This is a genomic window from Pseudomonas sp. AK-TSAG1-1, assembly GCF_056821665.1.
Genome location: NZ_CM165965.1, coordinates 2909188 through 2924831 on the forward strand (window position 1 = coordinate 2909188; position 15644 = coordinate 2924831).

Here is a 15644-nt window from a genome sequence, read left to right on the forward strand (position 1 = left end):
GGTCGCGGAGCACGTAAGCGGCTTATCTGGCCCGCAGCAACTTACGGTAATCCACCGGCGAGATCCCGCGGGCCTGGCGGAAGGAATGACTGAACGAGCTGGCCTGCGAGTAGCCCAGCATCAGGGCGATGTTCATGATGCTGGTCTCGGTGCGACGCAGGTAATGGTCGGCCAGTTCCATGCGCATGGTTTCCAGTACCTGATTGAAGTTTTCGCCTTCCGCCGCGAGTTTGCGCTGCAAGGTACGCGGCGAAATCGCCAGCTGCCGGGCCAGGCTTTTCAGGCTGAAATCGCCGGTCGGCAACTGTTCGGTGAGCAGGGCACGCAAACGGTCGGTCACGGAAAACGCCGGGTATGACAGACACAACTGCCAGTCGGCTTCCAGCAGCATGCTGCGATGCATGCGCGGGTCGGCGCCCTGGATCCGCGCCGAGAGTGTCGACTCGGCAAACACCAGCGCGTTGCTCCCGGCCTCGAATTGCACCGGGCAGCCAAAAAAATGCTCATACAACGCCGGTTCGCCGACAGCGGCATGCATCATTCGCACCTCCAGCATCGGTTGGTTGCTGGCGATCAACCAGCGGCCGAACGCCGCCCAGCCGACCATCAGGGCTTCCTGATGCAGGGCGCAATAAGGTTCCAGTTCATTGGTGCGCTGATCTTCGAGGGTCACGCGGCCGTCGCCGATGACGATCCGGGTCTGACTGGAAGGGCTGTCGTAGACGATCTTGCCGAAGCGCAAAATCATGTTCAGCGACTCACCCAGTGTCGCGCTGGTCATCAGCACATAACCCAGCACGCCGTAGGTGCCGGGGCGTACGGCCGCGCCGACCAGCAGGCCGAAATGCGTCAGGTTGCTGCTGCGCGCCGCCAGTTCCAGCAGGGCACGCAGCTGCTTCATGGGAATGCGCACGATGGAGTCGGACAACTGCTCGCGTGAGAGTCCGGTCTGGTGCAACAGCCAATCGCCATCGCAGCCGTGTTGTTCGGCGACATCAAGGACGTGGTTGACGAAGGCAGCGCTGGAGGTGGCGGGTCGCATGGGGGGAGGGGAAGTCCGGTAATCCGGTGATCTTGCTTTTCCGAAAGGTGAAGGAAGCGACGTCGCCAAGGCGCGCGGCGTCAGTAGACCCTACATGCGCCCGATCACCGGGATGCCGGTACCGGTGACCGCCGAAGCTTGTTCCGAGATCAGAAACAGAATGACCGCCGCCAGTTGGGCCGGGGTGACCCAGCGCTGATGCTCGGCGTCGGGCATGGCCTCACGATTTTGCGGGGTGTCGAGGATGCTGGGCAGCACGGCATTGACGGTGATGCTCATGTCCTTGAGCTCTTCGGCCAGGCTTTCGGTCAGACGCAGTACGCTGGATTTCGACGCGGCGTAGGCGCCCATGCCCAGCCCGGCTTTCGCGGCCATGCTCGCACCGATATTGACGATGCGCCCCGCCGAGGACTGCAGCAGCAACGGCAGCAGGGCCTTGCTGGCGTTCAATGCGGTTCGAAGGTTCAGCGTGTAGAGCCGATCCCAGGCGTCTATCGCCCCGCCGAGCAACGGCTCCCACGCATAGCCGCCGGCGCCATTGACCAGCGCATCGAGTCGGCCGAAATAGCGGTTGATCTGCCGGGCGACCTCCTGGCAATCGGCGAGAGACGCCAGATCAATGCCGGACAGGACCAGTCGATTGTGCGAACTGGGCAGCGCAATCGTCGCCTGATCGATCAGCACCAGATCCGCGCCCTGGGCCGCCGCCATGTCCGCCAGGGTCTCGCCGAGATTCCCCAGGGCGCCGGTAATCGCCACAACGCGCCGTGAGAGTGACTGAGTCATCGAGAGTCCTTTCCTTTTTAAGGGCGCATACTCTAATGATATCGGTCGCCCATGGCATGCTTTTGGATGTCAACTTGTTGTGCAAAAGTGCCAAAATTTCAGGCTTGGAGAAAGCCGCGTAAAAGGTCGTGAAACAGGCGTCAGAAAGTTGGCTGTGGGCGGGGGCGCAGACCTCGGAAAGTGCCGTTTCATCGCGTATGAGCGGAATCCGCCGATTGTCGATTTCAGCTCCAGTCTGATGTTGAAAGCCTGATGATGGTTTGCTCTGGCATGCTTGTCACCGTTGCGCCGAGAGCGAAACTGCGCGCTTGAAATCCAGGACTCGGCTCGTGCGGGCCAGGCGTTGCAAAGCAGAAATACGCTGCATAATCCGTTGCTGCTTGTATCCTTGTTCACGACAAGGACAGGCGGCTGCCGCCTTTGAGTCGATCCACCAGTCGCTGGAACGGAAAACCGGACTTTCCAATAGGTAGTAATGTGAAGCGTGATACCCGCCTCGTGGTGCTTTTGTTGTTGGTGATCGGTTGCTCCCTGGCGTCATTGACGGTGTGGAAGGTGTTGGCCTCTCGAGAACGGGCACTGGAAGAAGTCGATGTTCATGGCTTGAACCTGACCCAGGCGCTTGCGACTTACTCCGAAGGTATCGTCCGCCAGAGTTCACTGCTGTTGCTCGGACTCGTCGAACGCCTGGAAACCGAAGGCAGTGGCCAGGCACAGATCGAGCGGCTGAGCGCCTTGGTCGACCGCCAACAGCCGTTGATGCCCCAGCTCAGTGGCGTCACCATCTACGATAATCAGGGACGCTGGCTGATGTCTTCCAATCGGCCGATTCCCGCCGGGGCGAGCAGCCGCGATCGCGTCTATTTCATCCATCATCGCGACGATCCATCCCGTGAGACCTTTATCGGTCCGCCGATTCAGAGCCGCTCCAATCAGGAGTGGGTGATTACCGTCAGCCGCCGTTTCAACGATGCTCACGGCGCGTTTGCCGGCGTGGTCGCGGTGACTTTGGGCGTCGAGAACTTCCTGCGCCTGTTTGGCAAGATCGACGTCGGGCAGGACGGCGCCATCGGCTTGTCCTATACCGATGGCACGTTGCTGGTGCGCTATCCGTTTCGAGAGCAGGACATGGGGCGCAACTTTTCCAGATCGCCGATTTATGCAAAGTATCTCGTCGATCGATCCGTCGGTACGGCATCGTTTACCTCCAGCCTGGATGGTGTTGAGCGGCTCTACGCCTTCCGCAAAAGTGATCGGCTGCCGCTGATAACCACTGTCGCACTCGGCAAGCGTGAGGCCCTCGCTGCCTGGCGCATGGAGGCATGGCTGTCGGCCGTGGTGGTGACGGGGCTGCTGGGGCTGACCGGCCTGATCGGCTGGTTCCTGATCCTGGATATCCGTCGGCGCACCAGGGCGGAAGATCAGTTGCGCGGGACGCAGCAGCAGTTGCTGTCATCCAATCGCCAGCTTGAGTTGCTGGCGATGAAGGACGCCCTGACGGGGCTGGCGAATCGGCGCTGCTTTGACCAGAGCCTCGCCATGGAGGCACGGCGTGCACAAAGGGATGGTACGACGCTGGCCTTGCTGATGATCGATATCGACTACTTCAAGCTGTACAACGATTCGTTCGGACATGTTGCCGGCGATGCCTGTCTGCAGACCATTGGCAGAATCCTTGAGGCGTGTGTGCGGCGACCGTCAGATCTGCTCGCTCGTTACGGTGGCGAGGAGATGGGCGTCATCATGCCGGACACCGACAGTGGCGGCGCCGCAGTGGTGGCGCAGCTCATCCTCGACCGCCTGAAGCAAGAGAACATTGCGCACAACGCCAGTCCGTTCGGACGGCTGAGTGTGAGTATCGGGATCGCGACGGGCACAGGCCCGCAACTGGATCGTCTGCAAGGGTTGATCGAGGTGGCCGATCAGGCGCTGTACAACGCCAAGGCGCAGGGACGTGACCGGTTTGTGCGGGGGAATGGCTGACCTGCGTTTCCGGCGAACCCCGGCGCAGCGTCAAGTCAGCTGTCCTGCGCAGGATTGAGCGCAGCGCAGCATGTCGAAATCAGGCACGACGATGCCGCTCACGGGCCATTTTCGATCAGCGCCTGCCACGTAAGGTGACACATCGTTTCGTCGCCACCCTCAGTCAGTACGCCCGAACGTCGATCACCAGAGAACAACAAAAACAATGAATAGCTTGAACTCGAAGGACTCGAACGGTCAGCTGGCGCAGGGTTTCAAGCCGCGCCACGTCACCATGTTGTCAATTGCCGGGATCATTGGCGCGGGACTGTTCGTAGGCTCCGGACACGCCATCGCTGCGGCGGGGCCGGCCGTCATGCTGGCCTATCTGTTTTCCGGCCTGTTGGTGGTGCTGGTCATGCGCATGCTCGGCGAAATGGCCGTGGCGAACCCGGACACGGGGTCTTTTTCCACCTATGCCGACCAGGCGATCGGCCGCTGGGCCGGGTTCACCATCGGCTGGCTCTATTGGTGGTTCTGGGTGCTGGTCATCCCCATCGAGGCGCTCGCCGCAGGCCACATCCTCAACCAGTGGTTTCCCCAGGTTGATGCCTGGCTGTTCGCCTTGTTGTCGATCGTCCTGTTGGTGATCACCAACCTGTTCAGTGTGTCCAAGTACGGTGAGTTTGAGTTCTGGTTCGCACTGGCCAAGGTCGTGGCGATCATCGGCTTCATCGGTCTTGGTTTCGCAGTACTGATGGGCTGGCTGCCTGAACATCAAGCCAGTGGTTTGAGCCAACTGATGGAGCAACACGGCGGTTTTGCACCCAATGGTTTGTCCGCGGTGGTCGGTGCTTTCATCACCATCATGTTCAGTTTCATCGGTACGGAAGCGGTGACCATCGCGGCGGCGGAATCGAGCAATCCCGCACAGAACATCGCCAAGGCCACGCGCTCGGTGATCTGGCGTATCAGCGTGTTCTACCTGTTGTCGATTTTCGTGGTCATTTCCGTTGTGCCCTGGAACGATCCCTTGCTGGCGTCGGTTGGCTCCTACCAGCGCGCGCTGGAGCTGATGAGCATTCCTCACGCGAAATCCATGGTCGACATCGTCGTGCTGATCGCGGTTGCCAGTTGCATGAACTCGTCGATCTACATCTCGTCACGGATGCTGTTCTCGCTGGGGCGCCGTGGTGATGCGCCGCGCGCTTTGAAAGTGACATCGCCGGCAGGGGTGCCAAGGGCCGCCGTGATCGCCAGCACGGTCATAGGCGCCGGGGTGACGCTGTTCAGCTACTTCATGCCCGCCGGCCTGTTCCAGTTCCTGCTCGCCAGCTCTGGCGCCATCGCGTTGCTGGTGTATCTGGTGATCGCGATATCGCAGTTACGCATGCGCCGGATGCTTCTCCGTCGCAATGTCCAATTGGCCTTCCGGATGTGGCTGTTTCCCTGGCTGACCTATCTGGTCATCGCGTTTATCTGCGCCGCCCTGGCGGTGATGATGTTCACACCCGAACACCGGCTCGAGGTGACCTCGACCATTGGCCTGGCGTTGCTGATTTCCTTTATCGGGCTGATCGCTGCACGCCAGCATGGCGCGTCCAGGCCTGGGCTGGCGGTGGGGGAAGTCTAGCCATTGACTCGTTCAGTTCGCGACTGCACCGGGCGCTTCTGCCTCAAATGGCTGCCCGCGTAACAGGGCAATGTCGCGACTCGGCGCGGTGCCGAACAGGCGGCCATATTCACGGCTGAATTGCGAAGGGCTTTCGTAGCCGACCGCAAACGCTGCCCGCGAGACGTCCAGATGCTCGGTCAGCATCAGCCGACGGGCCTCGTTCAGCCGCAGCCATTTCTGATATTGCAAAGGGCTCATGCCGGTGAGTTGGCGGAAATGATGGTGGAAGGTCGGCGCGCTCATCTGCACCCGCGCCGCCAGCTCTTCGATGCGCAGCACCTCGGTGTAGTTGACCTTGAGCCAGTCGATGGCTTTGGCGATGCGATAACCCTGGCCATCCACGGCAATGATTTGTCGCAGCCGCGCGCCTTGATCGGTATTGAGCAGTCGATAGTGGATTTCCCGCAGGATCAACGGCGCCAGCACCGGGATCGCCTCGGGCTCATCGAGCAATGCCAGCAGGCGATCAAGGGCGTCTTCGAGGGCGGGCGAGAGGCTGCCAATGCCCGCGCCTGTGCTCATCGAAGGATGGCGCCTGGCGGGCAAACCGCCCTTGCTGAGGGCCTCAGCGAGCATGCCGACATCCAGTTTCAGCACCAGCCCGACACAGGGCTGATCTGGACTGGCAAGCATCACCTCGGAGTTGGCGGGCAAGTCCAGTGAGGTGACCAGAAACCGCGACGGGTCGTAGCTGTAACCCTCGCCACCGACCCACAAGCGTTTTTCACCACGGCCCACCAGAATCAGGCTCGGCTCGACCATACACACTGCCGGGGGCGCCGGCTGATCGCGACGAAACAGCGACAGCCCGGGTATGGCTGTGGCGAAGTCACCCGGCACGCTCACGCGCGGGTCAATGTTCAACGCCAACGGTGATTCATGGCGCAGGGGGCTATCGATCATGTGGGGTCACTCCTGTTGATCGAACTCTAATCCGCTGCCGAGGCGTTTCCTATCCATCGCCCTGCATCCTCAGAGGATCAGGCAAGCATTCAAGAGGAATGCACTAGGGCAGAGGCGGATCGACCGGGAGAATGTGTCGGGCTGTTACAGGAAAGCCCTTATAGGAGAGTCCCTATGCAAGTCTTCGCTTATGGCGCCCATGCCGGCGATAAACCGCTTGAACCTCTGCGCATCACGCGTCGCGATCCCGGCCCGGAAGATGTACAGATCGAGATTGCCTACTGCGGTATCTGCCACTCGGATCTGCACCAGGTGCGCGCCGAATGGGAGGGTACGCAATACCCTTGTGTGCCCGGCCATGAAATCGTCGGTCGTGTCACGGCGGTAGGCCAAAAGGTCAGCGGGTTCGCCCCGGGCGATCTGGTCGGCGTGGGCTGCATCGTCGACAGCTGCAAGCATTGCGAAGAGTGTGCCGAAGGCCTCGAAAACTATTGCGACGGCATGATCGGCACCTACAATTTCCCGACCCCGGATGCCCCGGGCTGGACCCTCGGTGGCTACTCGCAGGCGATCGTTGTGCACCAGCGCTACGCACTGCGTATTCGTCATCCCGAAGCGCAGTTGGCTGCCGTGGCGCCGCTGCTGTGCGCGGGCATCACCACCTGGTCGCCGCTGCGGCACTGGAACGCTGGCCCCGGCAAGAAAGTCGGCGTGGTGGGCGTCGGTGGCCTCGGTCACATGGGCATCAAACTGGCACATGCGCTGGGCGCGCATGTGGTGGCGTTCACCACCTCGGAATCGAAGCGTGAAGCAGCGAAAAGCCTGGGTGCCGATGAAGTGGTGGTCTCAAACGATGCGCAGCAAATGGCCGCGCACCTGAAAAGCTTTGACCTGATCATCAATACCGTCGCTGCCCCGCACGACCTCGACGCCTTGCTGGTCCTGCTCAAGCGTGACGGCGTGATGACTCTGGTGGGCGCGCCGGCTTCGCCGCACCCATCGCCCAACGTGTTCAATCTGATCATGAAGCGTCGCACCCTGGCCGGATCGATGATCGGCGGCATCCCGCAAACCCAGGAGATGCTCGATTTCTGCGCCGAACACGGCATCGTTTCGGATATCGAGTTGATCCGCGCCGAGCAGATCAATGAGGCATACGAGCGCATGCTCAAAGGTGACGTCAAATACCGGTTCGTGATCGACAACGCGACGCTGGCGCAGTGAAAAACAGCGCGTCCGGGCAATCGCCCGGACGCCTCTCGTACCCCAGGTAGTTCCAATGACCTCTCTTTCCACAGAAAAGCGCGGCTGGAGCGCTGTGCTGGCCATGTCGTTGGCCGCATTCGCCCTGGTCGCCTCGGAATTCATGCCCGTCAGCCTGCTGACGCCCATTGCCGCAGAACTGCACATCAGCGAAGGCCAGGCCGGGCAGGGGATTGCCGTCTCCGGTGCCTTCGCCTTGTTCACCAGCCTGGCGATTGCCGCGGTCGCCGCGCGCGTTGAGCGCAAGAAGCTGCTGCTGTGCCTGACCTTGCTGATGATCGTGTCTGGCACGGTGGTCGCGTTTGCGCCGGGCTACCCGTCATTCATGTTTGGACGGGCCTTGATCGGCATCGCCATCGGCGGTTTCTGGTCATTGTCGGCGGCGACCGCCATGCGTCTGGTGCCGCCCGATCAGGTGTCCCGGGCGCTGGCCATCGTCAATGGCGGTAACGCGCTGGCGACAGTCATCGCCGCGCCGGCGGGTAGCTTCCTCGGCTCGCTGATAGGCTGGCGCGGAGCATTTTTCTGTGTGGTTCCCGTTGCGGCGATTGCGGCCGTGTGGCTGCTGATAAGCCTTCCATCTTTCAAGAACGAGCGCCAGGCGGGGAGCGGCAATGTCCTGCGTCTGATGAAGCGCTTGCCAGTCGCATTGGGCATGATCGCCGTCAGCGTATTTTTCATGGGGCAGTTCATGCTGTTCACCTACCTGCGCCCATTTCTTGAGGGGGTCACTGGCGTCGGCGTTTCGACGTTGTCCTTGATGCTGCTGGGACTGGGCCTTGCCGGTTTCATCGGCACTTTCCTGATCGAACGATTCATCGCCAAAGGCCTCTATCGCACGCTGACGGTGATCCCGCTGATTATGGCGATCATCGCACTGGCGCTGGTGAACGTCGGCGCCTCGCCATTGCTCACTGCAGCGCTGCTCGGCCTCTGGGGACTGGTCGCTACGGCGGCACCGGTCGGCTGGTGGACATGGCTGGCACAGACGCTTGCGCAAGATGCTGAAGCCGGCGGAGGGTTGCTGGTGGCCATCGTGCAACTGGCGATCGCCGCAGGCGCAATCGTTGGTGGCCTGGCATTTGATCTGAGTGGTTACAAAGCCACATTCGAGCTTAGCGCAGCGGTGCTGGTTGTTGCGTCTGTACTTGCCTGGCTGGCGGGGCGCACTGTGCAAAGAGATGCCGGTCAGGCCCACCGCATCAACCCTGCCGAGCAGGGTCAGACTCAACGATCAAATATGCAGCCAGGCCAGTGAACCCAACATGACCCCCAAACCCGCAGCCCCAAAAGACACGCGTCTGAGCCATTCCTTGCGCGTCAGCAAGGTGATGGCCGCCAGTGAAATGGCGATCTGAATCGCGGTCATCGCCTGGGCCCAGCGGTGGTGCTGATGCAGCATCTGCTCCGATTTCTCGTCCCATTCGTGCGCCTGTTGTTCAAGGGCTTCGGCCTTCTTGCGCGCTTGCTCTTTCTGCTCTCCGTAGCGCTGCACCTCGGCAACATAATGGGCGGAGTCCAGCCCCGGCAGATGGCTGGCCAGCTCCGACAGGTTCTGCCGGCTGGACTTGGCCTGGTAGTAACTCCATTCGTTGGCGGCTTCGGTCTTCTGGATGGCGGCGTTGTTCTTGTCCATCGCCGCCTCACTTTCCGTCGAGCCGGCCTGATAGCTCATCAAGGCACCGACAGTCGCCATGATCGCCGTCATGACTGCGATCTTGCTGGCAAAGCGATCGCCTTGTGCATGGGCATGGTGGGTAGTGTGTTCAATATGTTGTTCGTGAGGGCTTGGTACTTCGAACTCTTCAGGCATGGCTGTCGAACTTTGATGAGGGAGTCGGGAGGGGCGGCATTATGAGTGGTGGCTGGTTATTTAGACACAGGTGAGTGCTCGGGTCTGGTCTACAGTTGACGCGTGCGCTACCGGATGTGGAGAACGTGAATGTTCAACAAATATCCCGAACAGAAGGAGAGCCGAAGAGTATTTGGGGCACTTGGAGCAGCGTTCCTGGTGTTGGGGATATTTTTGATTGCCATCGAGGGAACAGGCGGTGTTCTTTTCACTGTCATGGGGAGCGTTCTGATGCTGCTAGTGCTGCTTTCGAATGAAAAGACGTATGCGAAGGTGCTGCGTGTTCTGGGTTGGTTCGACGGGCTTTCGTGAGTGGGCTCTGCGAGTGACGGTGCACTTGGGCATCGTCGGTTTCATCCGATGGTGCCGCTGGGCGCGAAGGGGAGTGCATTCGGGTGGCGTCGGCCGGTCATGTGCATGCTCAGCTTGTGATTGGCCGTGCGCAGCGTTTCATCAATGCGCGCCTGCATCCTCTATGACTTCCACGAAAGGGGTGCCTGTCCTGGTTGCGGTGGCAAATACCCCAAAAAATGACAGTAGGAGGCTGGCCCCCGTGATTACTATTGCCCAGTCATTTTTGTTCAATAGAAAAACGAGCGGAAACGCTATGGCAACGCCACAGACTCCGATCCGGAAAATTATCCCGCCAAACCGAAGTCTACGATGCAGTGTCACGTGCCAGCGTAAAGGCGCTCCACAAGAAATGCACGGGACGACGGGAAACTCCCCCCAAAAAGGCGTCATGCGCCGTTGCGCTGCTCGACTCAATATTGAGGAACAGGATGGACATGCAAGTAGTAACGAGCTTTGCATGGAAAGAACGCCTCGAAGGTAGGTACCACCCTGAGTTTAGTAGGTGAATTGAGTGACTGATTTAGAGTGGTAGCTGAGCATTTCAAATGGCTGCTTTTGGCCGATTAAAGCCTGTCGCGAACGGCTGCTGTTGGCCAGAAGCGGTGCTTTGGGGGGCTCGACTCGAACCTACTTCGAAAACCCGTTCGCGCCGTCGTCGACCTCACACAAAATCCTCTCGAGCTCAGGCCGCGTCCATTTCTCCCAAGGAAATACGTCCTGGTCGTCGTCGCTGTGCCAATGTTCGCCTGCATCAAATGCCTGGTAGATAGAGAATGCCGGCTGGGGTATATCCGCGTGCATGGACAAGTCGACGATATCGCTGATGACAGTATTCATCACCTCATCACAGTAATGAAAATCGCGGGTGCCTGTAATAAACAGTCTTGCTACTGAGATCGCCAACTGATTCAAAAGATCGCGACTGTCGATCTGTAGGTGCTCACACATCACACCTAACTCGGTGTTTGGGGCACTTTCAATGACCGCAAGTACGTAATTAAGGTTGGCATCACTCAGACCTTTGCTCATGGGGTGAAAGTACTCTTCAATTCAGTTACACGATGGATTCAGGACAGGCTTGTCAGAAAATATATTGCCAGAGGTGCTGCCGAGCGTCCGGTTTGGGTCGAAATCGGTCAATCTGAGCTGCCTGCTGGCCGAAAACGGTCAGTCATGAGGGGCCCCACTTGAGTCGGTGCATGCTCATCGAATTACTGCCATCACCGAAACCGGCGATCAAGGGTTGAGCGTGTTGCAGGGGGCCGAGCGTTATAAGAACCCTCATTACTCCGTGACGCTTGTTCCGGCCTTACCGTAGCCGCTCCCCGCACTCGTCAGGTTCGCGTAAAAAATGCACCCGATAAGTCTCGCGAATAGGCCTAATGTGTCCGCGAGATCCGGGTCATCAAACAAGACTGCCCGAGAATCCAAAGCACATAGCGCTCCCCACAGCTGTCCATCGGGAAGGAAAATAGGTGCTCCTGCGTAACTTTCAATCAAATATTGCTTCACAACTAATCGCGCAGAAAATCTGGCATTTTGACTGACCTGGGGAATGAAAAGTACTTGAGGATCCCTTCGGAATTCGCTGCAAAGCGTTGTTTCCAACTCCAAGGTATCCCCGGCGCTTATCCCTAGGCCTAGCGGATCGTAGGCGGAGCAAACTATCCATTCTGCTTCGGTGAATTTTGCGATTGCGGCAAAACGCGTCCCCGTCATCCGAGTGACGAGTTGCAGAATATTTGTGGTCGCCTCGATTTCAGCGATGGAGGAGCGCTCCTCCGCGCTGAGCGCTGCTCTGTGAATCGTGTCGCTAAGAGGCATACGTTCTTCTCCCGGTGATAAAAATTGCCAAGCAGCCATTGTTTTGCGTACTAAAAGTTAGCGTTATGATTCTAATCAAGTTTGAATCGTTCAATGGGTCGGATTCTAATGGCTGTGATAGGAAAAGATGATTTGCGCGAATCTCAAGGTGCCATTCAGCCAGCGCATTCCAGCCGTTCTGTCTGACCGGCAGGAAGCTGATCGGCGGTCTCGATTTTCCATCCTTAATCGAATGGAATTAATTTTCAGACTTTGAGCCCCATGAACATACGTTTGCAGGATTGGAGGTTCTTTCGTCCTTCGTCTGGATCGCGCTTGTGTTTACGGTGATTTATTGGATATCGCATTAAGGTGATGGGGGCTGATGTGGAAGGCGTAGTGCTGAGCGAAAAAATGCAGCGGGAAGCAGATCGACTGCTGGCGCAAATTGTCCGGGCCGACTCGATGATCATCGCTGTGAAGGCAGGGGCACGGGCGGACGGTTTCGTGCTTGGACTGGAAACCGGTGGTGCTTTGCGTGCCGACGATGCTGAAAAGCTGTACACCATTTTTGAAGCCGCGCTGGTGGAGCGTCTTAAAACTCTGTCGAAGCGCTGATCAATCGACCGGCTTGATCAGCTCCGGGCCTTGATTCCGGACGTTCCCCACGGCCCGGTCAACCTTGTACCATTCGAACGTCTCTGTCGGCTCGCCCTGGTGCAGCACCATCTGTTCGGCGCGCTCTTTCGGGGTGGCCGGGTCCAACCATTCCCGGGCGAGCTCGGGCGATAGCACCACGGGCCGGCGATCGTGAATATCGACCATGCCGCCGGCGCTGTCCGCGGTGATGATCACAAAGCCGTCATGCTCGCTTGGCGCGTGCTCCTCGTTCGGGTATTGGCCGATGGCGGCGCAGAGAATCGGCGACTGGTCCCGATGCCTGATCAGGTAGGGCTGCTTTCTCGGTTCTCCTTCGTCGACCCACTCGAACCAGTTGTTGATCGCGATGACCGTCCGGTGCGGCCAGATCGCGCGGAAGAACGGGCCATGGGCGACTTTCTCGACCCTGGCATTGATCGGCGCGGCGCGATCCTTGGCCCAGTGTGGTCGCCATCCCCACCGGACCATGTCGGCGTGAAGAAACTGGCCGTCCTGGTGGAAGAGCGCAAGTTGAGTGGTCGGCGCGGCGTTGTACTGCTCGATGGGCTGATCCCCGGTCGAGTTGACAAGTGCATTCGGCATGCTCAGCGCCGCCACGAAGTCGTGAATGCCGCTGTACTGGGAGAGTCGTCCGCACATCGACTGATTCCTCAAAGTGAACCCTGAGCCTAGCCCTCAGCTGTTCCTCTCGCGAGCTTCCCTCAGTAGGCGCTGATTCTCAAGGAAGAGGTGGTCACGCTGATCGGACACAACCTGTCCGAGTAGCTCTGCTCGTTAGCTTTGGAGTCGCGCAGCATCAGCGAAGGATTTCTTGAGTGCGACTTCTGCTTTGGCTTTGCCAGCAGACAGTTCATCGTTCATCTCGACCATCTTGAATATGCGCTCTCTGGCTTGGCGCAGTTGCAGGTTCAGTTCCTCGAACTCATTTTCGTAAAGGGCGAGCTGCTGCGGGCAGGTTTCGAGCGGCGTCGGGCAGCCGAGCCAGTCGTCGGTGTTTTCGATGTCGGAGGGATCCACAGAAGCGCCTTGCTCTTATACGGTGATCGAGGCAGCAAAAGCGGGCTAGGGTTATGCAACGAGCTGTAATGAGCGGCTGCTTTCGGCCAGAAGCTGACATTTGCGAGCTGATAAGTGTCACCGTTCGCAGTGGCTGCTTTTCCGCAACTGCGAAATCAAAGCTTCGAGTGGCGATGCTTCTGTTAACTCTGAGGATACAACGTCGCCGCCACGAGCAATGACATCCAAGGTTGTATCCTGGAACGTAACCACCCAATGCCTCGCGCCCAATGTCCGCCAGTAGTTCGTTTCTTCAGTGCCTGTCAGTTCGTTGAAAGAGTACGGCTGCAAGCCGCTCGCCACGTAGCGATGGCGCCCCAAGCCCTGATCATTGATGGGGGCCAGACGATGGTCTATAAGCCCCGTAAACCTCACAACGGCAAGCGTTTCGTTTCCCGGCCGGAAGTATGCCACCCAGAGGCTAGCTGACGCTGCCAGTATCGCGGGTGATTCAGGAGTACCCAACTCGGGAGCGATGCACCAGATTGAGGATGTGACGTTTTGCATTTTTCCTATCACCTTAAGGCCAGAGCCAGGAGGGGTTTTCAGCAAGGGAATACTAAGCTTTTTTGCGACGTTTTCTACTTCTCGCGAAAGGCTGAAATCGGCCAGGAGCGGACGTGCCCCTCGCGGGTAATTCCAGTCGTACAGATGTGTCCCGCAAATCAGAAATATTTTTATTCCTCAAGAAATAGCTTTTGATTACGGTCTACGCTCGACACATGGGTTGAAAAAGGGGCGCGCCAAAAAATGACAGGTAAAATAGATGCGATGCTTTACATCACAGAGAGCAGCTTTACTAGGAAAATCCTATTGCTTTCGAAGCTGTCGAGTAAAGCGCGACTTGAACTAGTGATTTGGCTTTACCCAGAATCGAGCACCGAAAGTATAATTGGCTTTCACGCCGACTCTCCAACCAAAGTCAATGCTTTACCGGTTACAACTTACCCGAGCCACATTGTCGGTAGATGCACTCAGCGACTTCAAATCACCGATGACTTAATTAAAATTATTGCCCTTAATGAAAGTGATTTTATTGGCGAGTGTGACAGTTTGTGCGTTTATCACCCCGACAAGGTCGAATGGGAAGTAGGCGTTATATTCCATGAAGGAGTTATCTTAATTAAGGATAGCTCTCTATTCGTTAACTTAGAGGCTCTTAATTTCAAGATTTCACCACACGCTCCATCTTGGTGGTGAACCACCGTTCGCTTCGAAACAGGTCAGGAAGCCAATGTTGACCTACTGGTGCCAGTCGCGACAGGCAGAAAACTGCCAATAGCAGTCGTTCAGGTCGGTACAGACGCCTGACTTTATACTCTGGAAAAACGCGTGGTTGAGTTATCTTGTCGAGCTGCCTATTCGCTCAGCACTCCAAGGAAGCCAATGCTCAGTTCACTCATATCAAATGGTCAGCCACAAACGACTGACCGATTAGAACTGATGATCCCTTGGTGGAGTTTTACGAAAACAGTATTGGCTGCAACAGCCCTGTCGTTGGTTCGTGATGGACTCATCGGGCTGGACGAGCAAATTCCTGAACAGCTTTTCACGTTACGTCAATTACTGCGGCATGAGGCGGGTCTGGCCGATTACGGCGAACTTGCGGAGTATCACGCCGCTGTCAGGAATAATGTGTCGGCCTGGTCGGTAGATGACATGATGCGGCGCCTTGACGGCACCAGACTTCGATACTGTCCCGGAGCCGGTTGGCATTACTCGAATGTTGGCTACTTGCTCATCGGCAGGCTAATTGAACGGCTAACTGATCTGACGTTTGATGAAGCAGTGATTCAACGAACACTTTCCCCACTTGGCCTTTCGAACGTTCGCTTTGCTAAAACGCGAGCAGACTTTCAAACGACCCATCTTGGAGACGCCTCAAATTATGACCCTGCCTGGGTTTATCACGGCCTGCTGATCGGCCCAATTTCGCAAGCAGCGCTATTTCTGGATCGACTCCTCTGCGCAGACCTGCTCCCTACAGGCTTGCTGCAGGAAATGCAGGTAGCGCGAATATTAGGCGGCCCGATTCCCGGGCGCCCATGGATCACGCCGGGTTACGGCCTTGGTGTGATGCAGGGAGCGATTGACGGCGGATTTACCCTCTGCGGGCACACGGGCTGCGGGCCAAACAGTGTAATTGCTGTCTACCGTATTTGCGATGGAGACGCATCGGCTTGTTGCGCTGTTTTCGAGACGGACGCCAGTGATGGCGCAGTCGAAACCAAAGTTGTTGGACAGCTGATGCAAGCTTTGCAGAGTGGCTGAAAGAAGGCATCTGTAGT

At 58.1% G+C, this 15644-nt stretch carries 15 protein-coding genes; 7 read left to right on the forward strand and 8 right to left on the reverse strand.

The genetic code is table 11. The features are described 5' to 3' along the window. Positions 1 to 22: 22 nt before the first annotated feature. Positions 23 to 1042, reverse strand: coding sequence for an AraC family transcriptional regulator (locus AC1UK9_RS13010; protein WP_025112096.1), 1020 nt, complete (start codon positions 1040 to 1042; stop codon positions 23 to 25). 90 nt (positions 1043 to 1132) lie between these two features. Continuing rightward, positions 1133 to 1828 carry an SDR family NAD(P)-dependent oxidoreductase gene (locus AC1UK9_RS13015; RefSeq protein ID WP_025112097.1) on the reverse strand — a complete coding sequence of 232 codons (696 nt, stop codon included), beginning with the start codon at positions 1826 to 1828 and terminating at the stop codon, positions 1133 to 1135. A 477-nt stretch (positions 1829 to 2305) separates the two neighbouring features. On the opposite strand from AC1UK9_RS13015, the gene AC1UK9_RS13020 reads away from it, so the two are divergent. Continuing rightward, positions 2306 to 3811, forward strand: a complete 1506-nt coding sequence (locus AC1UK9_RS13020; RefSeq protein ID WP_025112098.1) for a GGDEF domain-containing protein — start codon at positions 2306 to 2308, stop codon at positions 3809 to 3811. 205 nt (positions 3812 to 4016) lie between these two features. Beyond that, positions 4017 to 5423, forward strand: a complete 1407-nt coding sequence (gene gabP, locus AC1UK9_RS13025; protein ID WP_482580312.1) for a GABA permease — start codon at positions 4017 to 4019, stop codon at positions 5421 to 5423. Between the two features lie 12 nt (positions 5424 to 5435). On the opposite strand, the gene AC1UK9_RS13030 is transcribed toward gabP, so the two are convergent. After that, complete coding sequence (locus AC1UK9_RS13030) at positions 5436 to 6368, reverse strand: AraC family transcriptional regulator (protein WP_482580314.1); 933 nt, start codon at positions 6366 to 6368, stop codon at positions 5436 to 5438. A 174-nt stretch (positions 6369 to 6542) separates the two neighbouring features. On the opposite strand from AC1UK9_RS13030, the gene AC1UK9_RS13035 reads away from it, so the two are divergent. Both AC1UK9_RS13035 and AC1UK9_RS13040 read left to right on the forward strand, forming a co-directional pair. Then, positions 6543 to 7592 (forward strand): NAD(P)-dependent alcohol dehydrogenase, encoded by a 1050-nt coding sequence (locus tag AC1UK9_RS13035; RefSeq protein ID WP_482580315.1) that lies wholly within the window; start codon positions 6543 to 6545, stop codon positions 7590 to 7592. 55 nt (positions 7593 to 7647) lie between these two features. Further along, the gene (locus AC1UK9_RS13040; protein WP_482580316.1) at positions 7648 to 8889 is read left to right on the forward strand and encodes an MFS transporter; all 1242 of its coding nucleotides are present in this window, start codon (positions 7648 to 7650) and stop codon (positions 8887 to 8889) included. Here the strand turns inward: AC1UK9_RS13040 and AC1UK9_RS13045 are convergent. Further along, a complete protein-coding gene (locus AC1UK9_RS13045; protein ID WP_473015526.1) occupies positions 8866 to 9444 on the reverse strand; it encodes a DUF4337 domain-containing protein in 579 nt (192 codons plus the stop codon). The two genes, AC1UK9_RS13040 and AC1UK9_RS13045, sit on opposite strands and share 24 nt — an antisense overlap. 129 nt (positions 9445 to 9573) lie before the next feature. Here AC1UK9_RS13045 and AC1UK9_RS13050 point away from each other — a divergent pair, with 129 nt between their 5' ends. Further along, the gene (locus AC1UK9_RS13050; protein WP_025112104.1) at positions 9574 to 9795 is read left to right on the forward strand and encodes a hypothetical protein; all 222 of its coding nucleotides are present in this window, start codon (positions 9574 to 9576) and stop codon (positions 9793 to 9795) included. A gap of 669 nt (positions 9796 to 10464) precedes the next feature. Here the strand turns inward: AC1UK9_RS13050 and AC1UK9_RS13055 are convergent. After that, on the reverse strand, positions 10465 to 10866 hold the full coding sequence (locus tag AC1UK9_RS13055) for a hypothetical protein (RefSeq protein ID WP_025112105.1): 402 nt from the start codon (positions 10864 to 10866) through the stop codon (positions 10465 to 10467). Between the two features lie 255 nt (positions 10867 to 11121). Continuing rightward, entirely contained in the window at positions 11122 to 11661 is a 540-nt protein-coding gene (locus AC1UK9_RS13060; RefSeq protein WP_025112106.1) for a GAF domain-containing protein, read from the reverse strand. A 366-nt stretch (positions 11662 to 12027) separates the two neighbouring features. Here AC1UK9_RS13060 and AC1UK9_RS13065 point away from each other — a divergent pair, with 366 nt between their 5' ends. Further along, the gene (locus AC1UK9_RS13065) at positions 12028 to 12258 is read left to right on the forward strand and encodes a hypothetical protein (RefSeq protein ID WP_025112107.1); all 231 of its coding nucleotides are present in this window, start codon (positions 12028 to 12030) and stop codon (positions 12256 to 12258) included. Here AC1UK9_RS13065 and AC1UK9_RS13070 read toward each other — a convergent pair whose 3' ends face one another. Together AC1UK9_RS13070 and AC1UK9_RS13075 are read right to left on the reverse strand one after the other, a co-directional pair. Next, positions 12259 to 12939, reverse strand: coding sequence for an SOS response-associated peptidase family protein (locus AC1UK9_RS13070; protein WP_473015528.1), 681 nt, complete (start codon positions 12937 to 12939; stop codon positions 12259 to 12261). A gap of 135 nt (positions 12940 to 13074) precedes the next feature. Continuing rightward, on the reverse strand, positions 13075 to 13317 hold the full coding sequence (locus AC1UK9_RS13075) for a hypothetical protein (protein ID WP_482580317.1): 243 nt from the start codon (positions 13315 to 13317) through the stop codon (positions 13075 to 13077). 1425 nt (positions 13318 to 14742) lie between these two features. Between AC1UK9_RS13075 and AC1UK9_RS13080 the strand changes: the two genes are divergently transcribed. After that, the gene (locus AC1UK9_RS13080) at positions 14743 to 15627 is read left to right on the forward strand and encodes a serine hydrolase domain-containing protein (protein ID WP_025112111.1); all 885 of its coding nucleotides are present in this window, start codon (positions 14743 to 14745) and stop codon (positions 15625 to 15627) included. The last annotated feature ends 17 nt before the right edge of the window (positions 15628 to 15644 follow it).